Source organism: Pseudomonadota bacterium (assembly GCA_023229365.1).
In the GTDB taxonomy this organism is placed as follows: domain Bacteria; phylum Myxococcota_A; class Polyangia; order JAAYKL01; family JAAYKL01; genus JALNZK01.
Genome location: JALNZK010000003.1, coordinates 19,490 through 42,345, shown reverse-complemented (window position 1 = coordinate 42,345; position 22,856 = coordinate 19,490). Strand labels below are relative to the sequence as shown.

The window sequence follows — 22,856 nt, the reverse complement described above, 5'->3', positions numbered from 1 at the left end:
TTACTTATAGAAATGGATTATTCGCAAGCTTTTTGGGCCTGCAAAAGATGTGGACACGAATTTGATTAAGAGAGGATATACCATGAGGAAAATAATTGGAGCGCTTGTGTTCATTTTTATGATGAACATGGTCGATGGCACGCAGACGACGGTTGAAATAACTGAAACAACCACCCATATAGGAAATCATTTATATTCGGTTAAACCGGTCTGCGAAGTATACTCGTCGTGGGAACCAGGGATGGTGCGACTGTATCACGTAGTTGCTCCTTTTACAGAGAACTATGATAATACATTTGTAACGAGTACGGATAGTCTAAAAGAATTACTTAATAGTAAATGTTGGGTTAATGCAACTGAGCCTGAGATGTGGGTATATGCCACTCACATGAGCGGAACGCGAGCATTATATAAATTCTATAGAACTACTCAACTTGTAAGTGGAGAAGATTATGGTGGAGAAGGCATTGGAGACCACATTATTACTACTAATCCAGATGGGTTAATTGGATATACGTATATGGGTATATTGGGGTTCGTACCGTGGAAATGAAATTTGGAACGCCTCAAGGCTTCAAAGAGAGAGTTTTAGCTGTCCTTACAGATAGCTCTACCTCTCTACGAAATAAATTATCTGTATTAGGATTCACATTCAATCCATTGGGTCATTTCTGGGCTCGCGGAGGAGAGTTTCAACCTCACGTAATTAAAGTGTTGGAGTCTTTTGGGATACAACCTTCAAAAGCTGTATTAGAGGAATACAATCAAAAAACAGCGTTTAGACCCATTAGAATTTTTGAAGACAATTTTAAATATGAAATGTTACTTGACTATCAAAAAGAGGCTTTGGAGTTTACTAAAAATGCCCAATCTTGCGTAATAGCCCTATCAATAGGCCTCGGCAAGACACCGACCGCAATAGGGTATGCAGATTACTTGGGACAAAGAAATCTTGTTGTTTGCCCCGCTTCATTAAGAGGCCAGTGGTATGAAGAATTAAAAAAGTTTAATAATCTAGATCCAAGTAGAATAGTAATCGATGGATCAAGAGAGAAAAGAGAGAAGCAGTGGAAACTCGCAAAAGAGTGCCAATATGTTATCTGCTCTTATGACTTAATGAGACAAAAAACAGATCTTGATAAAGCTAAATTGTATTTAAACAGGAATGGATTATTAATATTTGACGAAGTTATGCGTATAAAAAACAGGGAGTCCAAGAGAACAAAAGCCTGCATAGATCTAAGAAGCAAGACGTTCTCTTGTATAGGTTTAACGGGACAACCAATTGATAATAATTTAGGAGAATTTTATACAATATTAAATATAGTTAGTCCGGGCTTTATCCCGTCTTATGAAAAATTTGCAGAAATGTTCCTTGTCAGAGAACTAAGACAAGGTTCTAACGGGAGATCTTACTGGCAAATCCGGGGAGAACGTAATGTAGACGAGTTCCGAGAACTTATTAAACCCCTTATGATCCGGAAAGAAAAACGCGAAGTATTAAATTTGCCACCAACTTCAATAATTACAAGAACCGTAGAACTCTCCAAGGAGCAGAAACGAATAGAAAAAAGACTCTTGGAACTGGCAAAAGAGGACCCAAATAATGTTCTTAAATACTTCACGTATAGCCGCGAAAATCTCATAAGCCCATCGCTCCTCCCGATAGCGGTTTTGGACGCACCGAGAGGTCTAGACTTGTGGAGTCAGATCGAGGGGAATAGCAATGAGTCTATTGAATATATTCCAAGCAAAGTTCAAGAACTATTAGAAGGCAAAATTAAACCAGAAGACATAGAATTAACACCAAGACTTCTAGAGGTAAAAGATATTTTGGAAGAATCGGGCAGAGAAAAAATCATTGTATTTTCAACCTATGTAAAAGCTCTGGAACTCGTAAAAAGGTGTCTTACAAATGAGGACTGCGCTATGGTTGCCGGGAGTTATGACACTGAAGACGAACTTGAGAAGTTCAGAGGAGATACTAGGATTCTCTTAGCTTCAGAAAAAGCCCAGGAAGGTTTAAATCTTCAATTTTGTTCATCAATGATTGTTATAAATTCTTCATGGACATTTAGCCGTATGGAGCAGCTCCGAGGAAGAATCGATAGGCGCGGCCAACTTCACCCTATGACTTTTTATGAATTAAACAGTAACAGTGTAATCGAGGCCCGCATAAATAAAATCCTCGAAAAGAAGGAGAAGTTATCAGAAAGAGTATTAGCGAGGGAGGTGATGAGATGAACGAAGGTTATAATCCGAAATATTATTTTGATAACGCAAGAACCCTAAAATGGGGAGAAAATATATCCGAGGTTAACCTAGAAAGTCTGGCGTGTGGAGAAGTTTTTACTCTATTAGGTCCCGATGGGGAACCTCACTCTAAAGTGTTAATGGACTCGCATAATCAAATAAGGGAGAAAAAGCTATGAAAGAATTCATCCAATTTTGGAACTTCAACAATGCACCAAAGGAGTTAAAAGAATTAATCTCAGAGGGAGACTACATTTCCTACATACCAAGAGACTACCCAAAAGATATGAGACTAGACTTGCGAGATTATACAAATATCTTAATTAAATCTGATTTGAAGAGATATAATGGGATCTTGGTAATAACCAGGACGGAACCTAAATTTCAACTACAGAACGTGGTGTTTAATGACCCTTAAGTGTTATTTCGTTAAACCCGATCCGGACGAATGTGAGGGGTTTTCTATTGTCGCTAAGACCGCGAGAGATGCCAAGAAGTTAGCTTGGAAATCGGGGCTAGACCTCTACGATTGGATAGATATAAGGGTTCTGTGGCAGCGAGACGTAGATGTTACAAGATTCAAAGAAGGCCACGTTGTTGAGCCTTTAGAAGGCTTAAAGATTGGATGTTATTCTTGGGTTGAAGAAGAGTGTCCGATGTGCAAAAGGATTGATATGTTGTCTTTCGAAGGCGATATAATTGGTTGTAGTAATTGCCTCGCAAACTATTAATACTAATCCCACATATTCTTTAATATGGCGTTAGATGTGTGGCACTACATAGAAGACCTTTCTAAATTTAAGTGTCCCGTATGTGGACACGTAATAAATAGAGAAGCCGGAGAATTATTTTCGGTATTTGCCGAACGTTGCAGTTCACACATAAGACATTTTTGTAGTAATTGAGGAGGGAGAGGGTATGTCCAAAGAAATCCGAAGTTGGTTTATCGATAAAATGGCGAAGGAGATCGCTACTAATAAAAATGGGGAGTATCATCTTTGTTATATGAGGGAGGCGGCTAAACTTAATATTGATTTTGAATCATTTTTTGAAATTATTAGAGGTTTTATCCTTGATAAATCCATCTGGAATGAAATAAGAAGTAGATCGGGATGCGCTAATACAAATTTCTCCTTTGAGATGAGCGATCACGGGTGCAGAGATCCTAATTTTAATGGCTATAAGTCTAAAGTAGATTCTGGAATTATCAAGGATGATTTTTCTTGGATGGTGACGGAAGATAGAGAGAAGTATTTAAGAGGAGATTAATTTATGGATGAAAAGAAACTAAAAACGGCGGTCGAAGAGGCTAAAAGATTCTTAGATCGGGTAAAAGAACTCCAGAACGAACAGAAAATAACGGTAAGGTATTTTGTTGGAGAAAAGGAATATACACATATTCCGTCCTGCCCCAAAGAATCTGGTGCGGTTAGAAGGGCTTCTATGGACCTCTCGCGGGCGCTGTCGGCGTTAAGGAAGTACTAACATGAAAGAAATCATGGAACGTCTGCGAAAAGGAATCACCGTAGAAGAATTGTATGAGTCTTTCAAGAGCCAAACCGAAGGGGTGATGCCCGGAAAATGGCAGTTTGTCGGTATTCAATTTTATTTTGTAGACGAGGAACGAGATATTATGGCGTCGCCTGGAATTTATTCAAAAGACTTCGATAAAGAGTATTATGAGAATGACGACGACGGGGAGGAGTGAAAATTGTATCGCTCTCTATGGAAGATTCTTCCCTATTTTGTTCTGGTCCGTTGGTTAAAATCTAGATCTGATGCCGAATATGCGACTCTTATAATTACATCTTATGGAAGTAATAAAAAGGAGAAAAAAGGCAAAATAAAAATATTCGATAAAGGAGAATACCTTTTCATTGAAGAGGTATCGGAACTTCTCCAAAAGAGATCTTCAATTGCGAGAGATTTAATGACAATTGATGACGAATTGTCAAAATATGGAGCATAATCCATGTCCTTCCAAGTTTGCGATATAGTTCTCATAATTAAAGGAGAAGATTTCGATGGAAATAGTCTGGCAGGGAAGCGGGCTAGAGTTAACAACATTTTAACTCCGAACTCGAAGGACGTATACATTAAAGTCCTAGATACTAATCAATATTTATTTTATCCCAAAGAGTGGTTAAAAGTGGTGGAGCGTGCGCCATGACCATACTTGCGGTGTGCGATACATTTCCCTCCCACATGGTTATCTCAATTTGTGATGAGGTCGGTATTTTAATAGATTCTATTTATATGAATAAACCTTGGACTCAAGAAGATATTGATGCCGATTTAGGTAAAATTTCTCTGTATTATGGAATTGAGAGATGGATTTCTTCTGGCGAAAGAAAGATGATTGAAAGATCGGAAATGATAAGGAGGTAATTAATATGAATCTTGTTTTGATTGGGATGATCCAAATAGTGATTGGGATGATTTTTAATGTGATTTCAATATTTTTACACCAAAGGTCTAATTTTCTCGTCGCTGTTGCTGTTGCTGCGATTTTTATAGTTACAGGGTTGTTTGAAATGCTTATGGGAGTGTTATTCGGATGATTCTAGAACTTTCTTGCATTAAAATGGCTCTATGGTTTACTGGGTCCGCTTCCATAAGTTTTATTGCGGGTATATTAGTTCCGAATAAAAGAGAATTTTGCGCTGACGTATTTGCCCTTAGCATGTATTTAATTTTTATATTTATTGCTATGTCATTCGTCTTAAGTCTTTTTAATTCGTCTATTTCTTTTGTGGGGTGAACCAAAAGAGAGGTGTAAAATGTCTGTTTCTCACAAGTTGATTCTAAACAATCTGATTGTTTCAATTTTTAGAGAAAAAGATGTAATATTGGTAGATTCATTATACAAGAGACCGCCTTGGACGCAAGAAGAAATCAATAAAATTATTATTAAATATGAGGAATGGGATGAAGCTATCTAAAATGTATATGGTAAAATCGGGAGATTTTAATGTAGCGTGGTTAACCGCAATAAATAATGTCTTAAAATCAAATACGGATGTTATATTCGGTTCTGTGGAGGAACCTAAATATATAAAAGACTCCTGTCAAGTAATAGAATTAACGGGAAATGCTATAGATCAGATGTCTAATGGAGTTTTACATCCAGATTTTTCTTTTAAATCTATTGACCAATATAAACGAGAATTTGATGTTGATTTTCTCGCTGGATATAACGATTGGCCCGAAGAAAAGAAGTTTACATATTTGTACATAGAAAGGATAGTTCAATATAAAAGCGAAAATAAAACCGTAGACCAACTAAAAGTATTAAGAGACCAACTAGAAGATCAGATAAACAATAGGATTGCCTCTAACAGGTCTCAGGCGATTACATGGGAGCCAGAAGCGGATGTTGTAAATAACGCTTCACCCTGCATGCAGCGCATATGGTCCCGCTGGATCGGAGAGGAAAACGAAGTTAACTTCGCGGATCTTCATTTAGATTGGAGGTCTCGGGATCTATTTAATGCGTGGCAACCTAATCTAATCGCGATTACCTGGATGATGAATAAATACGTGTATGGACCCAACAACTGTAAAATATATAGATTATTAGATAAAAACGATTCGTTACATATCTATAGAGGGGACGTAGAATCGGCAAAAGGAATTGTTGAGAAAAGATTGCCTTACGTGATGAGATATTAGTGCCGCCAGGATTAAATAGTAGTAGAGACAAGGTGTAGGTATGCCGAGAATAGAACCCGTCGAAGGAACATCAAGACTTGATATTGCGATTATGATCGCTGTTGCGGGCCATGTGGGGCAGTTAGATAAAGTTGGACTTCCTTATATACTTCATCCGTTATATGTAATGCTCCAAATGAAAACCGAACCCGAAAGAGTGATTGCGGTCCTTCATGATGTACTCGAAGATTGCCCGCAGATAACCATCTCTGATATCACAGACAGAATAGATATGACAGAAGAGGAAGTGAGTGCGTTAGTAGCTCTTACTCATATTAAAAACGAGCCGTATGTGGACTACCTTAAGAGAGTCCTCGCCGCAGGTAAAATAGCGGTTAACGTAAAGTGGGAAGACGTGGCGCACAATTCAAGCGACTGCCGAATGAGAGGACTTCCGCCAGAGACGGCGGACAGAATGAGAAAGAAATATGCTGTTGCTATTGATATGTTATGGGAGGGAAGATGAAAAATAACGAAGTCGTCGCCTTAATTATAGGTGTCGTAGGATTCCTAATTTTAAGGGTTATTTATCTAGGAGATGCAATTCCGTCTCCTAACGGATTATTTGATCTTAGACCTTGGAGTTTCGGATTAGGAATAGTTTTTGTTGCTGTATTTGGATTCTTGATGGGTTGGGAGAATAGAAAATGATTACTAGATCTGGATTTGTATCAAATTCGTCATCTTCTTCCTTTATAATCAGTGGAAAGGGAACGGATAAATTTGATTTAATAAACAGGTTCAAAGAGGAGATGACCAATTGGATTGAAAAGGTGGCAAATAGATTTGAGGAGCATGGGTTAGAAGAGTATGACGCCAGAGGGAATCTAAAAGAGGTCCGGATTACAATAACCAGCGAATCGGATGATAAATTCGAATCTTCGTTGACTCGGTTAGAAAACTTAGAATTAAAAACCATAGAAATCGGAAGGATATACATAGGTGATCGCCGTGATTACTAGATCTGGATTTGTGTCTAATAGTAGCTCCACCAGTTTTATTATTGAGAATAAAACTAAAGAGAGACTCCATCTTTGTGAGTTCGTAAAAGAAAACTCACGTCTTATAAAGAAATATGAGGAAGAATATTCTCCAATTGTGGGAAAAGAATTTCGGAAAAGTCATAAGGACGAGAAGATAAATCTCAAGACTCTCGAAGACGTAATCTCTCTTATGTGCCAAGAGGCAAAAGAACTAGAAGAATCCAGAGGAATGTATTGGTCCCCGAAAAAGACCAAAGCTCTCGCGCCAGGAGAAAATTCTGTCCAGTTCGGAGATGAGCAGGGAACTCTCTTGGGAGAAATTTACGATTATATCCTTCGCGACGGCGGAGAGTCCAAGAGATTTAAGTGGAGATTTGACTTTTATAATAGGTGAAAGCGGAGCGAATATGAAAGAAAGAGTTGGGTTCGTAAGTAATTCTTCTTCCTGTTCTTTTATCTGCAATCTTTGCGGAAAGATGGAAGAAGGATGGGATTGGGATGAGATACCATCGATGGGAGATCTATTAAGGTGCGAAAAAGGACACTTACTTTGTAGAGAACATTTCTCTTTCAAGAAAACAAAACCTGATCCACAAAGAGTTGCGTCGAAGTTTTGTCCACTCTGCCGAGCAAGCGCAAACTCTTTAAAGGAGTACCTGCTAAAGAAGTCTGGTAAAACTGTAGACGAGATTATCGAGGAGATTTGCAATAATGAAGGTTAGACAAGGATTTGTGAGTAATTCTAGTTCGTCCTCTTTTATAGTAAAATATAAAGGAGTAGAAATATCCTTAGAAGTATACGAGGAAGAAAGAGAAAAACTGGAAGAAATGTTAAACAAAATGGTTGAAGCCAAAATCATAAAAGATTTTAAAGAGGGAAATATTTATGATAGTTAGATTGGGATTTGTGTCGAACTCAAGTTCAAGTTCGTTTGTGTGCGCAATATGTGGTGAAGAAGAAGCGGGATTCGAGGTAGGACCCTCCGATTTTGATATGGTTGGATGTGAAAACGAGCATTTATTCCATGAATTTTGTTTGTCCTCAGAAATTAAAGTTTTAATAAACGAAATAAAAGATAAAGACGAATGGGAAGGAGAAGTTCCATCTACTTTGTGTCCCGTATGTAATCTTCTGGCTTTTGACTCTGAAGAAGTTTTAAAATACATATTCAAATCTAGAAATGTAAGTTACAACATAGCGCAGGATGAGATTAAAGAAAAATTTAAGACGTATGCGGAATTGAAGGAGTATATAAAAACATGAAGACTAGAGACGGATTCGTATCTAATAGTAGTTCTTCCAGTTTTGTTGTAAAATTTAGAGATGAGGAAGAACCATTGTATTTAGAAACAGAGGAATTTGGTACTGGATGTGAGATGTATGAGATTAATCATGAAATGGTGTCAAGGTTAATAAATACATTAATCAATATTAAAATACGTGCCAGAGAATTAAAGGATCAAAGATTAATTGAGTTGACCAATGAGTTTACAATAGCGAGGTAGGTCGCGAATGTCCATTAAATCCGTCCGTACACCATCATACAACTACGATTTTGATGATATTACGGGAAAGTTTAGTAGATGGGGCCTAGACAAGAACGATGATCCTCAGTTTTCACCGATAGGGCCAGAACTCATAGATTGTGAGGTCTCCACCATCTGTCATGGGATAAATGGAAAACCATGTTCTCACTGCTATAAATCAAATACAGGTATTGGAGAGAATATGAGTCTTGAGACTTTCAGGAACATATTCCACAAATTGCCAAATTCAGTTTTGCAAATTGCCTTTGGACTTGGAGATCTGAACGCGAATCCCGACTTATTGGAAATATTTTGGTATTGCAGAGATCATAATGTAGTACCAAACGTTACCATAAATGGCTGGGGATTAACCGATGCCTGGGTTTTTAAATTAGCGGAGGTTTGTGGAGCCATAGCCGTTTCAAGATATGACGACAAAAATGTTTGCTACTCTGCTGTCGAGAAATTGGTTGCCGCAGGATTAAAACAAGTTAATATCCACCAATTGGTAGCGGAGGAGACCTACGCGAATTGTCTAGAAACCGTCCACGATATTGAAACAGATCCTAGACTCAAAGATTTAAATGCCATCGTATTTCTTTCCCTTAAAAAGAAAGGCCGGGGAGAAGGTTACACCCGGATGAGCCAAGAGAGGTTTAATACGCTAGTAAGTTATTGCCTCGATAACTGGATCAGGTTCGGGTTCGACAGTTGCTCATCTGGTCGGTTTCTCCGGTATTTGGACAGACATCCGAAATACGACATCATAAAGAAACAGATGAAACAGAGTATTGAGCCGTGTGAGTCTACGCTGTTTAGTGCGTATATAAACGTAAGAGGAGACGTATTGCCCTGTAGTTTCTGCGAAGGGAGATTAAACGAAGAAAATCTTCTTAAATGTGATGGACTGTTACAGGACGTATGGTACGGCGAAGAGTTTAAATGGTTTAGAAAAGTACTGATTGCGAACGAAAGAGTTTGTCCGATATATGAGGTGTAACCGTGGAACCCTACATGAATGGGCAGTTTGACGAGGAGTACTACCTTAAAACAAGTCACACCCACACCTATCCCACCAAGCCTCCCGTAGATCGCGTCTATTTAGAACTGGTCCAGAAAGATCTTTATGAGACCATTAAGAAGGCAGAAGAATCTTGGGACCCGAACGTATCCCTTGCGGGAATCGCGATATTATCTAAATATGAAAAACTTGTAGATTTGATACAGGATATTAAGGAGTATGGTTTAAGTGGTAGATAAAATAAAACCTGGAGGATTTACGTGGACATCTGGAGAAGATATTCACAATGAAGGTAAGCACTATATACATATGAGTTTGTATGTTGGAGGTTTGTCTTCAGAAGATCGAGACGAATTATTTGAATGGGTGAAAACTAAATTTGATATCAATAAGAAAGAGGTTTAATATTATGGAAGATAAAGAATATAGGATTACAGATAATGGTTTATCTCTCCTAGAAAATGCTCTTAAATATTTAGAGGAACAAGAGAACGAACCGATGGATTGGAAAATCAGGCTGATGATCCTAAAAGTTAAGGATAAAATAGAGTGGTTCCTTGGAAACGAGATTGAAGAGGTGAGGGTCTAGTATATCGGGAGACTATCAATTCTAGATCTATCCACCCACTAGACCATTAAACCCATATTATTTTAATGATTTAAATAGTTTGCGATAGGAGAGATATGCCCATAAAATGTATTAAACCCTGGAAGGATAAGGATAAAAAATACTATGCCTTTGACACGGATAGTCCGGGTAACTATGGAATAGGAAGATCGGTGCCGGAAGCAGAGAAAAGTTTATTAGAGAGGCAGGAGATAAAGGATATAGTACTTCGAGATTTTAATGACTTAGAGGTTTTCTCTGACATGGAAACCAGAGAATACATGGCGGGGCTTATATCAAGACATTGGGACGAAATAAGTAAAATTAGAGAGGAGATACGAGAAAATGAGTCTTAAATTAAAGGACATAATATGGGAAATTACACTTAGATGTAACAAAGGTTGTAAATACTGTGGTTCGAAGGATGTTTTGAGGGAAGACCATCCGACTTTGGAACATATGATTCATATCGCGCACGAAATTGGCTCCTACGGAGTCGATGTAGTCACCCTAAGTGGAGGAGAACCCGGAGGGCTTTCGTCCAATAAATTGAATAGAGTAGTTGATGTTTTAAAGTCTTACAACTGCGACGTAAGAATTATTACAAATGGTACATTTTTTGCTCATAGTAAAGAACTACTGGAAAAGTTTACCATAATTGGGTTATCTGTGAACACCCCAAGAGACCATTTATACCCAATGTATCTTCCGAAAATTCCACACAACAAGATTGTTATGGTTACAAATTTCGGAACTCATAACATTTGGGAATTCGATGCGTTAGCCGAGATTGCTAAATCGTTTAGATCTTGGCAGATTCAGTTAACTACGGGATCGGAGTTTATGTTAAGTTCTGAAGGGATTTCTTACTTGAGAAAGAAAATTCGCGAATTAGAGGGCGTAAAATACATCCTAGCAGATAATCTACAGGATGAACATAAATGCTCCGCAGGAATTGTTTCATGTGGGATTACGGTGGATGGAGACGTAATTCCTTGTCTGAGCGAAAGAACATCAGGAAGCATATCGGTTCAAGGGAATTTATTTAAGAGGTCTTTAAAAGATATATGGGAAACCGAGTTCAGAGACATAAGGTTCGGATCTGGTTGGTCGAAGTCCTGTAGGAATTGTGTTTCGTATCCCAAAATAGATGAATGTACGCCGACTATTGCACCCATAGAGAAAGTAAAGCACGGTCAACATCCTAAACCACAGATAACCCCAGAAGAAAAGGAAGAGATAAAATTAACGACAGAAGAGGTCCAAAAGATTTTTGAAGAAGTAACTTCTTCTACTAAGCGCAAGCCGCGAGATTCCTATGGAGGTTGCTTTGGCGGTAATGTGATGTCTTACGGAGTTACAGATTGGAATATAGCGGCACTTAGTTGTTGGGAATCGGAGGTGTGGAAATGATAAAACTTTGCAAAGAATGTAGATGGTGTAAAAATCCAGGAGAATTTGCTGAATGTCGCGCTCCTCAAAACAAGAAAAATATAAATAAACAGACTGGGTTTGAAGAAGAAAGAAGATATAACTATTGCAGCACCCAAAGGTCGTCTCTCCTTGGTGGTTGGATTTCGTGTCGCCTTGATGGCGCGTGTGGCGTTGAAGGTCGGTGGTGGGAATCTAAATGAAATGCTTCAACCAAGAAAGATGGAACCTTTTGTCAAGAAATCTAAAGGTTGCGGTTGCATGTAGGTACTGCTATCTTCCATATTTTTCTAATTTAGTAGTGCAGACTGGATTGAGTAAAACGGATGTTCATTTTGCGCTGGAACATCTTACCGATTTAGGAAAATTAGATGAATCCTGGGAACGTGTGAGTGCTGGATGGGCATTATGTTTTCGCTATAACGATCGGCATGACAACGATTTTATAGATATGCTAATCGAGGAACTTCTGTGATTGAAAATATACTGATGACCAATAAATATAAATAGTATCGATCTCATATTTAAGATATCCTCATCCCAAGCGGATGTAATATGGATGTGAGTTTTAAATGGCAAGTCTCAATGGATTTTCAGTAAAAGTTCCCGAGTGTTTAAGTGAAACTTCGGAGAGCTATGTAATAATGCGGCACAGACAACAGTATTCTTTAAAACTTTCTAATCATCACAAAGAGGACGGTCATGGAAAACCCTGTGATGTAGAAATCTATATCGACGATGAATTCTGCGGTATCTACAGAATCGAGAGTGGGCAAAGCATGATCCTTGAAAGGCCAGAGCATTCTAATCAAAGATTTACTGCCTATAGAATTGATTCAGAAGAGGCTAAAATCGCGAAGATTGACCATAACAAATCTATGGGATTAATTCGCGCGGTATTTAGACCTGGGAATAAGATATGTGTTCCTATAATTCAACATCCAATTGTCGTAGATCCTTGGCCTTATATCACAAAAACCCCAGAAAAACCTTGGAATCCGCCCAGAGTTTACGCCTATGCAGTCTCGGATTGGGATACGGTATCATCTTTCTCTTGTGAGACGAATAGTGGTGGATCTTCCGCGGTAACATCTAGTGACGCCAAATTTTCCTCCGATAACTGTTCCTATGCCTCTCGCAGTTTAATCAGCGGAGGAACTGGACTCTCTGGGAAAAGCAACCAAAAGTTTAATGAGGTGGACGCACTGGAGTACACAGAACCTGCGACATCTATATATTTAAGAATCGCGTTCAATAAAGAAGAGTCATCTGATATTAAACCTCTAAAGAAGGTATATAGTACGAGGGTGCCGAACCCTCTTTAAAAATTTTTGGGGACAAGGCAGATGCGCCAGATTCCAGATCTAGAAATAATCGGTTCGAATTATGTCTCATACAATAAAGAATACAAAATACTGGTCTCATCACGCACCAGCTAAATGGCGTCGCGCAGAGAACAAAGCGTTTAGGATTCGCGAGCGACAATATTTTAAGAAGTTTGGAGAGATTTTTACAGTAACAAAAGATAGGGGTTATACATATTGGTGACCGAGGATTTTGGTGCAGCAAAGGTCTATATTCACAATTACGGACCTTATTTGGGAGAAAAAGTAATTATAGACGCAGGAGAAGAAAACAGTATATCTTTGGATTTTCAAGCAATCCGACAATTAATTGATGATCTCCAGAAAATAGATGTTAGCTATTATTTAGAAAGAGATCGCGTCAAAGAAGAGATGTTGGAGGAATTATGGAAAGAGGTCGATCGATATCCGACAATAAAAGATGAATTAATGGAAAAATTTCAACTCGAAGTGATGAAGTTCTACAGAAGAGAATATCCATGATCCGTTCCCGTTTCGACAGGTTCGATGCCTGTCCAGATTGTTTTTCTTGGAAAGTAAAACAATATTTGAGCCACAGGAAGGAGAATTTGAGGAGGTTTAAGGAGACTGAAATTAAAAACAGAGATGGAGATATTAATTGGACCGAGATAATTAAAGACCCGATGGGTTACGCGGTAGAAATGTGGTATGATTATTTAGACTGGTTAGACCCGCCATATAATGAATATGAGGATGATTACTATTAGATGTATAATTTGCTCCGACGCGCATGGAAGCCCTCACCTTATTACTAATGTTTTAAAACATTCTAGATATGACAAAAATACAGATAGACTTGTATTTTGTGGAGATCTGGTTGATATTGGATATTCAGCGTTAGAATGTATAGATATCCTACAAAGAAATAACGCAGAACTTTTAATTGGGAATCATGACGCTGCCATTATATTAAATAAACAGATCTGGCCTCAGAATATGATAAATTATGAGGAACAAGAAAAAATTATTAAAATCCAGAACGAATTTAAAATGGCTGCGGTACATGATGGCGTATTAATTACTCATGCGGGACTATCTGATGTATATTTTAGTAGGCAAAATGATGTGGGTCTTATCAAAGAAACTCTAAATAGAACTCCATTGGTTAACTTATGGTCTGGAGATAACATTTTGTGGTTCCGGCCTGGAGAAGGAGTTAATCCTCACCCTGAAATAGTGCAGGTAGTGGGGCATACACCTCCTTCATGGTGTCGTCCCATAAAAGATTTCTATATGATTGATCCGTATTGTAAAGTAGGATTTGATTCTGGAAGATTTAGGTATGCAGTTATAAAAGATGGGGTAGTTGAGATTTTTGATTCGAATGAGAAACGAGATCTCTATAGCGAATGTTATGAATGGAAGGGTGGATAAAATGGGAAGAAGGCCTCGTGAGGCATCCGATAAAAGGACCGAATATGAGCCAGCCGAATTTGATCCTAAGTTGGCCAGAATTTTTCCAGAAACGTTTAAACATATTTGTTTTATCATAGATCTTGGTATGATAGTTCTTGGAGTAACGATGGCCATTGGTGGAGCGATTTTATTGGGAGTGTTTAGATGAAAGAATATGAGCCCGAATTGGGGCAAATCTTTTATGGTCAGGAACCACAAAAATTTGAGTGTCCTGATCATATAGCTGCGGCATTAGAATATCTTGCTCAGTTTTTTTACAATAAGAAAATCTCTAACGGAAATCCATTTAGAAACACTGGTGCGCGATGGCATAATTCTATTTTTGAGGTTAACGCCCACGACTGGAATGAGGAAAATAATCAGCTATTTAATTTCAAATACAAAGATATTGAAGTTTCTTGGTATAAATATTTGGGGCGGGGAATGAGTATAAATCGCGAAGTATCGAAAGAGGAATGTTGGGAAATGCTGAAGGAATGCGTGGAGTCGATTGTGGGAGAGTAAAACTTTGACCAGAACCAGAAGGATTTATAACAAACGCCCTATAATTGGCGGTCCCGGATACTGTGGTTGGATTTCTTCGCAGAAATTAAAAGCAGAAGATTTAATAGATCCTATCGCGAACGACCTTCTTTGGCCCACTTGGATCGGATACCATCCCTATGCCGCTTGGGGTCGAATGAGGGGTTGGAAAGATTGGCGCATGAGGGTCAAGAGAAGGCAAGAATGGAAACGTGAATTAGCTCAACTAAAACGCTTCGAGGGCGACACATATTATTTCTTGTGGAATTGGGGTTACGAAGAGGTAATGGAGGGTTTGTTTGGAGAATTCTTAGCGGAACAAGCCTTAGCTTCGTACACAAACCAAGATTGACCGTAATCTATAAATACCATTAGAACAATAATTCAAAACGTCCCAAGGGAAATTCGTCTCCATTCTTCCCTCCGTGCCTCTGTTTCTGAAAAAATGAAACCTACGGCGGTCCGTTTATGTCTCCTCGCGGGCCTATAATTCGCGCCCTTGGGACATCTCTCCCTATTTAGCGAGGATGATTGTTATATATATCAATTTCTTAGTGGCTTCTTGGCCTCGCCAAAGACCAAGGTCTTTTTTTGCATACTTTCCGATAACTATTTATTCTAATACCGCTCTTTTTACATAGGTGATCCCAAATTCTCACAAAAGCACTAGGCAGAAAAGCCTATCACCGAATTCCTCACCTACTAGGATCTCACGCTGAGAAAGGAGATTTCTTTGTAAATGAGGGAATGGACAGAATTTGTACTCGTAAACTGCGCGACAAGAAGGACAAAATAATTCTACAGGAGAAATGCGACGGATCGAGCTGTGCTGGCGCACGAATTGATGGAATATTAACACCAGTAACACGAAAAGGCTGGCAAGCAAATACGTCTAAATTTAAGCAGCATAGATTGTTTTCTGACTGGTTCTATAAGAATCAGGACGAATTTGAATTCTTAGAAAATAATCAAAGATTATGTGGAGAGTGGATGGCGCAGGCTCATGGAACAAAATATGAATTACAACATGAACCTTTCGTAGCGTTTGATCTATTAGGTCCTGGCGGAGCTAAAACATTAGATGTTTTTAATTCGATTGTCCCGTCCTTCTTCCCCAGACCTTATGTTCTCCATGAGGGAGGTCCGATAACTACTCAAGAGGCGGACATTTTACTTGGTGAGTTTGGTCATCATGGAGCGCTGGAACTCGCTGAGGGTTGTGTTTATAGAGTCGAAAGGGAAGGAAAGCTTGATTTCATGGCGAAATATGTTAGAAAGGAAAAGAAAATTGGTCAGTATTTAGGAGACCATGAAGAGGTGTGGAATCTTGGATTGGAGAGGTGGTTATGATAGAGAAATTCGTGGTTAGATTTATATTTATTATTGTAATTTATGTTGGATTAGATATTTCAATTAATAGGGAAAACTCGTATACGGAAAGGATAATAGCTGCATCTTTTTCGATGTTTGCGGCTAATTTGTTGTTGGAGACGGTATAAATATCACCTCGGACTCTGCGGAGTCACTCGGTACGCACGCCTGAAAGACGGCGTGCTATGATGGTAGGCTGAAACGCCTACCAGAAACTATTTATTCTAGCAATCCATTGTAATGGTATCAAACAAGAGGAGCATAAATTCATGACAGAGAAATTTAATATAGAAGCCGCCCTAAACAAGGGCGTTGAAGCTACAGGACTCGCTATAGATACGTTTAAGGATAAGTATGCGGCAAAATTTAAGGTTTTAAAGGACGCGGGTACAAAGCCCTTTAATCTGAATGTTGGAGGAGTTGCAAAAGTTCTTTCTGTAGAAGAGATGGCTATTAATCAGGTTATTTCTTGTGAGAAGGCGGCTTCCAAGGGAGATACAGAGGTTTTGTTCTACTTGGAGCAACAGGACGATGCCAAGCTCACCAAGAATAACAAGGCGTTTTCCAATCTATATATTATTGTGCCAGTTGGAAACAATACCGATATGTTCCACAGCGAGGCGCAGACCGAAGGATGTGTAAGGATTCGGGTTACCCATTGGAACAACAAGTCTTTTAGGCCGGGATTTTATAGAGGTAAGCTTAATAAGTCTATTAGGGATGGGTATACAAACTATGGGATCAATGATATCGGTACAACCGAAAGGACTTTTACGGTTCCCGCAATCGCTCAGGGATCTCCATTTAAAATCCTAGTAGCATATGAGCCCAAACCCGTAATGAGAAACGTAAAGGACGCAGATGGACAGGTTACAAAGGGAGAAGATGGAAAGATCGTAAAAGAGCCTCTCTACAAGAAGACTAGGGATGGTCAGATCTCCGCAGAGCCTCTTATGTCTCGTTCGATGGAGATTCTCGTTTTAAACTCAAACGGAACTACCGAGGTTCGGACTGTTTCTACAATATTCGATGAGTGGATGGCCCATAAGGTGGATTTTGGGGCCACGTACAAGGGAGTTCTTAGAGAAAACGGGCCATACTGGAACCTTAATAGTAAGCCAAACACTTCCAATGAGAAGATCACAATAGATGACAGTATGGCGTGCGAGATCCTGGCGGATCTAAATGGAGTTCGTAATTTCGCAGGTAAGTTTGTGAAATTGCAGCCAATGTTTGGGGACGCAATTGTAGAAGTTAAGCAGAATCCAGAGAAGGGAACTAAGATCGGATACACTACGATTTCAGATATGAGTGCTAATTCCATTAATATTATCGGAGATGCGGCTATATTTGACTCTGTAACAGGTCCAAAAGGAAACCTCGCTGGAATCGTACAGGTAATCGGAAAGGTGTTTATAAACAAGGAAAGAGATACTCCCGGAATTAGGGTGTACGCCATAAAGGATATCTCTTCTGGGATGCCTAGCGAGCCGATAAAGATTAATGAAGAGCCTACCGCAGCGGAAAACACTGCGGATGCGTGGTAACCGTAGGATTCGTTTCAGAATCCGAGGTCTTATTTTTAGGAGTCTTTATGTTATCTGTTTCTATCGTAGACGACATGACCGAATTTGCGGTAAAAAAGTATCTTAAGCTAATTATTCAATCCCTGAATTCGTTAGATGATGAAGAGTTTTTCGGTCCAGAGGGTTGGAGAAAATTTATGGGATTTGAGGGAGAATAAAAAAAATGCTAATTGATAAGACGAATATTAACAAGTATTTGATACCGATTATTTCTTGGATATCCCTTTTGACGTTTTTGTTATTCGCGGTTGAATGTTATATAGGGAACATTAAATATATGATATTTTTCGGCGTACTTGCTATAATCATAGAACTCGACCAAATTTACCTTAAATTAATACAGATAACGGAGAATAAAACATGTTAGACCAACAATTTATCGATGAAATTAAGGCATGTGCCGAGAAGTTGAGAAATACTTCTCAGGCGTTGTATGATAAAGCACAGGAAATGACCGCTTCTGAATCCGATAAGGATATTGCTCAGAAGATCGTCGCTATTGAAGGTTACCTCGAGCTTGTCGGCGGAGGAAAGAGAGACGTTAATAAGGCGCGGAAGGCAATTGCTCAGGAATTGAATGTTTATGCGGGGATAGGGGAGTAGATGCTTTCTCATTCTCAAATTGGAACTCTCAGAAGGCTTCTGATGGTTCCTTGGAATTCGTGGTGGAATGGTTTTGTTCGAGACGTAACGGCCCGCCTGGGATAGGAGATTTAAATGTTTATTCCTAATAATCCTATTTTGCTCCCGATGCCAAAATCCGTACAATGCCCCAAATGTCAAGAACCTTGGTTTTGGAGGACTTGGTATCAAGGTAGTGAAAAGACAGCGTGTTCTAAGTGTAAATCTACCGTGACACCCATCGAGATCGAGCCTCTGGGTAATCGTCCGAGACTTATAAAGTGTCCGAAATGTAGTGGGTTGCAATGGTACATTGGAGGAAAATCCAGAACTACTTGTACGGCAAATGGGTGCGAAAAAAGGAACATAATTGTACATGCGCTAACAAGAGAGGAACTGTCTGATCTGATTAGTCCGTTTTTAAATAACGAATTTGTTCCTCCGGAAGAAGAGAAATATTACATGGAAAGATTGGAGGAAATATAAATGTTCCTATTCTCTCTTTTTAAGAAAACTCCTCCGTTTACAGATATTGAAAAGACCATTCCTCGACGAGAGTTGATCCAAAAATCTATAGAAATATTGGATACCCTTGAGTTTAAGATAGAAGAAAATTACAGCGAGATTCTTCCAAGAAATCATCTATGTATAATTCAAAATATAAACAACGATATTTTAAACGCGGGAAAGGCGCTGAAAGTTTTAAAACTCCTGAAGCAAAGCGGAATAAATATTCGGTTATGGAAAACCGAAATAAAAGATCCTTACCTTTGTATATATTATAAATATGAGGCCGATAAATTCTTTGTTCGCTTCCCTTGGGATCATCCCACATACATTTCTCCTATTAGAGCGGTCGAAAGGTTTATTAAGGAATGTAAACATGGAATAGAACTAGCAAATAAATCAAAATCACTTCTTGATCAACAGATCGATTTAACAAAAGAGGAGGCTGAATTTCTTGGTGTTTTGTCCTAAAATAAACGATGAATGTATTCTGGGAAAATGTATGGCCTATATTCCGAAAAAAGAAAGTTGCATGATGAGGGAGAATTGTGATTCATTAGTAAGAATTGCGGTGGCCCTAGAAAGGATTCTGACGACTAGATATGGTAGATGAGGTCTGAAAGACCGAATATTAGGAGAGATTTTTATACCCGACAAGTTTACGACAGAAGAAGACGATATCTTAAAAGAATTTTATGGAAAGATCCCTGTTAGAGGAGTTAAAAGAAACTCTATTCAAAATAAACTCTGGGGCCGATCGGAATCTCAAATTGAAAAAAGAATTGATGAATTGGGACTGAATGGAACTAATTTAGAGTATTTAAAACATTTTAGTTCGGAAGATATAGAATATCTTAAAAGAAGTTACGCTACGACCTCTTGGGAAGAAATGAGTTTTGTGCTGGGGAGGAAAAAGGAAGGAATAATACTAAAGGCAAGTAGTTTAGGACTTCGGAGAAAAAGAAACTCTAGTTGGTCTCCTGAAGATATAGATTATTTGAAAAATAATTATCTCACAATGACAGCGGGAGAGATAGGGGAACATCTAGGGAGAAAGGACCATTCTGTATATCATAAAGCTAAAAGGCTAAATTTGGAGAAGAGATGAGTATGGAGCGAAATAAAATTTATTGTGGCAATTCTTTGGACGTTTTAAAGACTTTTCCAGACAAAGTGTTTCAATGTTGCATAACGAGTCCGCCATTTTTTGGCTTAAGATCGTACAATACCGGAAAATGGATCGGAGGATCGCAAGATTGCGTTCACGATACAATTCCAGCGAGGAACGGGAGAGGTGGATCTGGACCCAATGCTAAAAACACAACAAATAGTTATCCGTCCGAGTTCCCATCCCCAACATGTTCTAAGTGTGGAGCCACATATGAGGATTTTCAACTCGGATTAGAGGCTACGCCAGACGAATACGTGACTAATCTCGTAGAAGTATTTAGAGAGGTAAAAAGGACTCTGAGAGACGACGGAATCCTATTTTTAAATTTAGGAGATTCTTATTGCGGCGCGGGGTATAGCAATCATAAAAACACGGGCGGAGTTAACAGAACAAACGGGAGGTCTAAACATGACCGTTCTTATGCTCTAAATGCGTTCCCGTGTGACACTTCCGACAGAGGAGAACCAAGTTTCCCAGATCGTGATCATTTTTCTGAAAGTCCATGTGGTGAACGCATAAATTTTTGGTGGAACCACATTTCTGACAACACTCTCCGTCTCGCTCATGAACAAGTTGCCTTACTTTGCCAGCAAAACCTGGTGAATAAGGTAAAACTGCCCGACCATCTTCCCATCGAGGATTTTTCTCTCCGGAAACAGATTCGGCAATCATTAAACGCCAGTTTGGATCGAGCGCAAACGCTAATCCCCGCAATCGAGCAGATTCTTTCATTTCAGGAGTCCAAGCCAAACGAATACGTTCCGCCACTTCTGGGCGAGTTGAAGCCGAAGGATACGCTTTTGGTTTTCCTGTCGTTACTTCGCTCATTAGCCGTTTGTGCTCGGGAGTTCGAACGTAAGTCGGTCGGATCTTTAGAAACGCCTTGTGACACTCGGGACACCTTTTCGTCCTTCGAGGAACTGTGCGACCACATTCGATGCATTTCCAGATACTATTCGCTTGTTTCGTCATGGTTGAACCTTCCATATATTCAGCCATATAATACCACAAACTATATAAATATATCTATTAAACCCAAAGATCTCATCGGAATTCCCTGGCTCGTAGCTTTCGCTCTTAGAGACGACGGCTGGTGGCTCCGGTCAGACATTATCTGGGCCAAGGGAGTGAGTGGACAAAAAGAACTGACTTCTCAGATCTATAATGCTGGCATAGAAATTGGAATTGATCAAAATAAAATAGAAGCACTCATTGAGAACCTGGGATTATATGTGGGGAATTCAATGCCTGAGTCGGTAGTTGATCGCCCATCAAAAAGTCATGAATACTTGTTTATGTTCACGAAAAGTAAGAAGTATTTTTATGATGGAGAGGCGGTGAAGGAAGGACGCAAAAATCCAGAAGACACTAGACCGGGAAAATCAGGGAATTACACGACGGGCAAACTATCTGGCTCTGCAAGAGAAAATACGCCAAATGGACAAACGTCTCGTGGGCGTCTCAGTCAATATTGTACCAGTAAGCGCAACCTCCGTTCGGTTTGGACCCTTGTAACGAAGCCCTTTAAGTCGGCGCATTTTGCGACATTTTGTGAAGAATTACTTCTAAATCCTATCAAATCGTCCACTTCCGAAAAAGGTTGCTGTCCCGCATGTAATGCTCCATACAAGAGAATTCTTCTTAAGAAACCAATGGTTATTCGAAAGACAGATAGAATGGCGCAAATGGGAGAATTTGGAAGGACTCAAGCTAGTGGAACTATGCTATCTCCCGCAGAATCTAAAACCGTAGGATGGCAACAGACCTGCTCATGTATTCTGGACTGCGCCTGGGGAGATCCTGAACCTTGCTTGATATTAGATCCATTTATGGGAAGTGGGACTGTAGGCGTGGTTTCCAAGAAGTTGGGCCGGGATTTCGTGGGGATAGATCTGAACGCAGATTATTGTAAAATGGCGGAAGAACGGATTAATTCTATTTAACTAGCTATAACTTTTTTGGGAGGACTTTATTTGTTACTTAGCGGAGCAAAACCATATAAAAATAAAGATTGGTTGGACAAACAAATGCGACTAGGAAAAAGCCAGAGACAAATAGCGATAGAATGCAATTGCGCTGTTGGGACAATAAATCGATGGATAAACTATGACAAGACCAGGGGAAAAGAAGAAGAATATAGATCCCAAAATCATAAATCAATAATTGAGTATCAAAGAAAATACAACGAAAAGCTAAGAAATAAGCTATTCGATATATTGGGTTATGAATGTGTTATGTGCGGAGAATCAAACAAAAAGTATTTAACCTTCGACCACATAAACAATGACTCTAAACACGACAGAGAAGTTTATGGGGAAAACTACGTTTACGGGATGATTCAATATTGGAATAAAACGGTTTGGCCCGAAGAAACCGAAATTAGAAGGAGATTGCGGGTTTTGGATTACAATTGCAATTGCGGAGTGAAGCGGCGCGGGTATTTTAATTTATCAAAGTCGGAGATATCTTTGTCTCAAAAACGCCAAATAAAACTTTGGAAAGCGGCCTATGAATTCTTTGGTCCTTGTAGAGTCTGTGGCGATCAAAGTTTAATACATCTTTGTGTTGGACATATAGGACATAATGGGGCTGAAATGAGGCGCAATGGGGAAACGGATTCAACCAAATTATTATCCAAATGGAATAAAATGGGGTGGCCCAAAGAATTAAAAGAAACATATTCTCTAGAATGTTTTAACGATAATTGCAACCGATTTAGTGAAAGCGAAGGAAAAATTATTTAG

Annotated in this window: 41 protein-coding genes and 1 pseudogene; all 42 read left to right on the top strand. The window is 39.1% G+C overall.

The genetic code is table 11. The features are described 5' to 3' along the window. The first annotated feature begins 82 nt into the window (after positions 1-82). Positions 83-553, top strand: coding sequence for a hypothetical protein (locus M0R80_03740; GenBank protein ID MCK9458726.1), 471 nt, complete (start codon positions 83-85; stop codon positions 551-553). Further along, positions 550-2,244 (top strand): DEAD/DEAH box helicase, encoded by a 1,695-nt coding sequence (locus M0R80_03735; protein MCK9458725.1) that lies wholly within the window; start codon positions 550-552, stop codon positions 2,242-2,244. The genes M0R80_03740 and M0R80_03735 overlap by 4 nt, the downstream gene beginning before the upstream one ends. Beyond that, complete coding sequence (locus M0R80_03730; protein ID MCK9458724.1) at positions 2,241-2,432, top strand: hypothetical protein; 192 nt, start codon at positions 2,241-2,243, stop codon at positions 2,430-2,432. Before M0R80_03735 ends, M0R80_03730 begins: the two co-directional genes overlap by 4 nt. Further along, entirely contained in the window at positions 2,429-2,671 is a 243-nt protein-coding gene (locus tag M0R80_03725) for a hypothetical protein (protein ID MCK9458723.1), read from the top strand. Before M0R80_03730 ends, M0R80_03725 begins: the two co-directional genes overlap by 4 nt. After that, positions 2,661-2,984 carry a hypothetical protein gene (locus tag M0R80_03720; GenBank protein MCK9458722.1) on the top strand — a complete coding sequence of 108 codons (324 nt, stop codon included), beginning with the start codon at positions 2,661-2,663 and terminating at the stop codon, positions 2,982-2,984. The genes M0R80_03725 and M0R80_03720 overlap by 11 nt, the downstream gene beginning before the upstream one ends. Before the next feature lie 187 nt (positions 2,985-3,171). Next, the gene (locus tag M0R80_03715; GenBank protein MCK9458721.1) at positions 3,172-3,522 is read left to right on the top strand and encodes a hypothetical protein; all 351 of its coding nucleotides are present in this window, start codon (positions 3,172-3,174) and stop codon (positions 3,520-3,522) included. Between the two features lie 3 nt (positions 3,523-3,525). Further along, positions 3,526-3,738 (top strand): hypothetical protein, encoded by a 213-nt coding sequence (locus M0R80_03710; GenBank protein MCK9458720.1) that lies wholly within the window; start codon positions 3,526-3,528, stop codon positions 3,736-3,738. Between the two features lies 1 nt (position 3,739). Then, on the top strand, positions 3,740-3,961 hold the full coding sequence (locus M0R80_03705) for a hypothetical protein (protein MCK9458719.1): 222 nt from the start codon (positions 3,740-3,742) through the stop codon (positions 3,959-3,961). Positions 3,962-3,964: 3 nt separating this feature from the next. Then, entirely contained in the window at positions 3,965-4,222 is a 258-nt protein-coding gene (locus M0R80_03700; protein MCK9458718.1) for a hypothetical protein, read from the top strand. A 197-nt stretch (positions 4,223-4,419) separates the two neighbouring features. Next, on the top strand, positions 4,420-4,641 hold the full coding sequence (locus M0R80_03695) for a hypothetical protein (GenBank protein MCK9458717.1): 222 nt from the start codon (positions 4,420-4,422) through the stop codon (positions 4,639-4,641). Positions 4,642-4,646: 5 nt separating this feature from the next. Then, positions 4,647-4,814, top strand: coding sequence for a hypothetical protein (locus M0R80_03690; protein ID MCK9458716.1), 168 nt, complete (start codon positions 4,647-4,649; stop codon positions 4,812-4,814). A 367-nt stretch (positions 4,815-5,181) separates the two neighbouring features. After that, on the top strand, positions 5,182-5,925 hold the full coding sequence (locus M0R80_03685; GenBank protein ID MCK9458715.1) for a hypothetical protein: 744 nt from the start codon (positions 5,182-5,184) through the stop codon (positions 5,923-5,925). 40 nt (positions 5,926-5,965) lie between these two features. Next, positions 5,966-6,430 (top strand): hypothetical protein, encoded by a 465-nt coding sequence (locus M0R80_03680; GenBank protein MCK9458714.1) that lies wholly within the window; start codon positions 5,966-5,968, stop codon positions 6,428-6,430. Beyond that, entirely contained in the window at positions 6,427-6,615 is a 189-nt protein-coding gene (locus M0R80_03675) for a hypothetical protein (GenBank protein ID MCK9458713.1), read from the top strand. The genes M0R80_03680 and M0R80_03675 overlap by 4 nt, the downstream gene beginning before the upstream one ends. Then, positions 6,612-6,926: a hypothetical protein gene (locus M0R80_03670; protein MCK9458712.1), complete on the top strand. Its 315-nt coding sequence runs from the start codon at positions 6,612-6,614 to the stop codon at positions 6,924-6,926. Before M0R80_03675 ends, M0R80_03670 begins: the two co-directional genes overlap by 4 nt. Beyond that, positions 6,907-7,341 (top strand): hypothetical protein, encoded by a 435-nt coding sequence (locus M0R80_03665; GenBank protein ID MCK9458711.1) that lies wholly within the window; start codon positions 6,907-6,909, stop codon positions 7,339-7,341. Before M0R80_03670 ends, M0R80_03665 begins: the two co-directional genes overlap by 20 nt. Positions 7,342-7,354: 13 nt before the next feature. Next, on the top strand, positions 7,355-7,669 hold the full coding sequence (locus tag M0R80_03660) for a hypothetical protein (GenBank protein ID MCK9458710.1): 315 nt from the start codon (positions 7,355-7,357) through the stop codon (positions 7,667-7,669). After that, on the top strand, positions 7,659-7,844 hold the full coding sequence (locus M0R80_03655) for a hypothetical protein (protein MCK9458709.1): 186 nt from the start codon (positions 7,659-7,661) through the stop codon (positions 7,842-7,844). Before M0R80_03660 ends, M0R80_03655 begins: the two co-directional genes overlap by 11 nt. Then, on the top strand, positions 7,834-8,211 hold the full coding sequence (locus M0R80_03650) for a hypothetical protein (protein ID MCK9458708.1): 378 nt from the start codon (positions 7,834-7,836) through the stop codon (positions 8,209-8,211). The genes M0R80_03655 and M0R80_03650 overlap by 11 nt, the downstream gene beginning before the upstream one ends. After that, on the top strand, positions 8,208-8,453 hold the full coding sequence (locus tag M0R80_03645) for a hypothetical protein (GenBank protein MCK9458707.1): 246 nt from the start codon (positions 8,208-8,210) through the stop codon (positions 8,451-8,453). The genes M0R80_03650 and M0R80_03645 overlap by 4 nt, the downstream gene beginning before the upstream one ends. Before the next feature lie 7 nt (positions 8,454-8,460). Continuing rightward, a complete protein-coding gene (locus M0R80_03640; GenBank protein ID MCK9458706.1) occupies positions 8,461-9,474 on the top strand; it encodes an SPASM domain-containing protein in 1,014 nt (337 codons plus the stop codon). Positions 9,475-9,476: 2 nt separating this feature from the next. Then, positions 9,477-9,734, top strand: coding sequence for a hypothetical protein (locus M0R80_03635; GenBank protein MCK9458705.1), 258 nt, complete (start codon positions 9,477-9,479; stop codon positions 9,732-9,734). Continuing rightward, complete coding sequence (locus M0R80_03630; GenBank protein MCK9458704.1) at positions 9,724-9,900, top strand: hypothetical protein; 177 nt, start codon at positions 9,724-9,726, stop codon at positions 9,898-9,900. The genes M0R80_03635 and M0R80_03630 overlap by 11 nt, the downstream gene beginning before the upstream one ends. A gap of 4 nt (positions 9,901-9,904) precedes the next feature. Next, positions 9,905-10,084: a hypothetical protein gene (locus M0R80_03625; protein MCK9458703.1), complete on the top strand. Its 180-nt coding sequence runs from the start codon at positions 9,905-9,907 to the stop codon at positions 10,082-10,084. Between the two features lie 95 nt (positions 10,085-10,179). Next, complete coding sequence (locus M0R80_03620) at positions 10,180-10,458, top strand: hypothetical protein (GenBank protein ID MCK9458702.1); 279 nt, start codon at positions 10,180-10,182, stop codon at positions 10,456-10,458. Beyond that, entirely contained in the window at positions 10,448-11,515 is a 1,068-nt protein-coding gene (locus tag M0R80_03615) for a radical SAM protein (protein MCK9458701.1), read from the top strand. Before M0R80_03620 ends, M0R80_03615 begins: the two co-directional genes overlap by 11 nt. A 99-nt stretch (positions 11,516-11,614) precedes the next feature. Then, the gene (locus M0R80_03610) at positions 11,615-11,800 is read left to right on the top strand and encodes a hypothetical protein (protein ID MCK9458700.1); all 186 of its coding nucleotides are present in this window, start codon (positions 11,615-11,617) and stop codon (positions 11,798-11,800) included. 34 nt (positions 11,801-11,834) lie between these two features. Further along, positions 11,835-12,008 (top strand): hypothetical protein, encoded by a 174-nt coding sequence (locus tag M0R80_03605; protein ID MCK9458699.1) that lies wholly within the window; start codon positions 11,835-11,837, stop codon positions 12,006-12,008. A gap of 97 nt (positions 12,009-12,105) precedes the next feature. Beyond that, positions 12,106-12,858: a hypothetical protein gene (locus M0R80_03600; GenBank protein MCK9458698.1), complete on the top strand. Its 753-nt coding sequence runs from the start codon at positions 12,106-12,108 to the stop codon at positions 12,856-12,858. A gap of 219 nt (positions 12,859-13,077) precedes the next feature. Next, positions 13,078-13,380: a hypothetical protein gene (locus tag M0R80_03595; GenBank protein ID MCK9458697.1), complete on the top strand. Its 303-nt coding sequence runs from the start codon at positions 13,078-13,080 to the stop codon at positions 13,378-13,380. Beyond that, complete coding sequence (locus M0R80_03590) at positions 13,377-13,625, top strand: hypothetical protein (protein MCK9458696.1); 249 nt, start codon at positions 13,377-13,379, stop codon at positions 13,623-13,625. Before M0R80_03595 ends, M0R80_03590 begins: the two co-directional genes overlap by 4 nt. Beyond that, on the top strand, positions 13,612-14,292 hold the full coding sequence (locus tag M0R80_03585; protein MCK9458695.1) for a metallophosphoesterase: 681 nt from the start codon (positions 13,612-13,614) through the stop codon (positions 14,290-14,292). The genes M0R80_03590 and M0R80_03585 overlap by 14 nt, the downstream gene beginning before the upstream one ends. Continuing rightward, positions 14,285-14,482 carry a hypothetical protein gene (locus M0R80_03580; protein ID MCK9458694.1) on the top strand — a complete coding sequence of 66 codons (198 nt, stop codon included), beginning with the start codon at positions 14,285-14,287 and terminating at the stop codon, positions 14,480-14,482. The genes M0R80_03585 and M0R80_03580 overlap by 8 nt, the downstream gene beginning before the upstream one ends. Then, the gene (locus M0R80_03575) at positions 14,479-14,838 is read left to right on the top strand and encodes a hypothetical protein (GenBank protein MCK9458693.1); all 360 of its coding nucleotides are present in this window, start codon (positions 14,479-14,481) and stop codon (positions 14,836-14,838) included. The genes M0R80_03580 and M0R80_03575 overlap by 4 nt, the downstream gene beginning before the upstream one ends. Positions 14,839-15,603: 765 nt before the next feature. Then, positions 15,604-16,206 carry an RNA ligase family protein gene (locus M0R80_03570; GenBank protein MCK9458692.1) on the top strand — a complete coding sequence of 201 codons (603 nt, stop codon included), beginning with the start codon at positions 15,604-15,606 and terminating at the stop codon, positions 16,204-16,206. Positions 16,207-16,496: 290 nt separating this feature from the next. Further along, on the top strand, positions 16,497-17,774 hold the full coding sequence (locus M0R80_03565; protein MCK9458691.1) for a hypothetical protein: 1,278 nt from the start codon (positions 16,497-16,499) through the stop codon (positions 17,772-17,774). 399 nt (positions 17,775-18,173) lie between these two features. Beyond that, positions 18,174-18,416: a hypothetical protein gene (locus M0R80_03560; protein ID MCK9458690.1), complete on the top strand. Its 243-nt coding sequence runs from the start codon at positions 18,174-18,176 to the stop codon at positions 18,414-18,416. Between the two features lie 504 nt (positions 18,417-18,920). Next, the gene (locus M0R80_03555; GenBank protein MCK9458689.1) at positions 18,921-19,412 is read left to right on the top strand and encodes a hypothetical protein; all 492 of its coding nucleotides are present in this window, start codon (positions 18,921-18,923) and stop codon (positions 19,410-19,412) included. Between the two features lie 319 nt (positions 19,413-19,731). Continuing rightward, on the top strand, positions 19,732-20,049 hold the full coding sequence (locus M0R80_03550; protein MCK9458688.1) for a hypothetical protein: 318 nt from the start codon (positions 19,732-19,734) through the stop codon (positions 20,047-20,049). Positions 20,050-20,051: 2 nt separating this feature from the next. Then, a pseudogene (locus M0R80_03545) lies at positions 20,052-21,653 on the top strand (site-specific DNA-methyltransferase). A 288-nt stretch (positions 21,654-21,941) separates the two neighbouring features. Further along, entirely contained in the window at positions 21,942-22,055 is a 114-nt protein-coding gene (locus M0R80_03540; protein MCK9458687.1) for a site-specific DNA-methyltransferase, read from the top strand. 30 nt (positions 22,056-22,085) lie between these two features. Continuing rightward, a complete protein-coding gene (locus tag M0R80_03535) occupies positions 22,086-22,856 on the top strand; it encodes a hypothetical protein (GenBank protein ID MCK9458686.1) in 771 nt (256 codons plus the stop codon).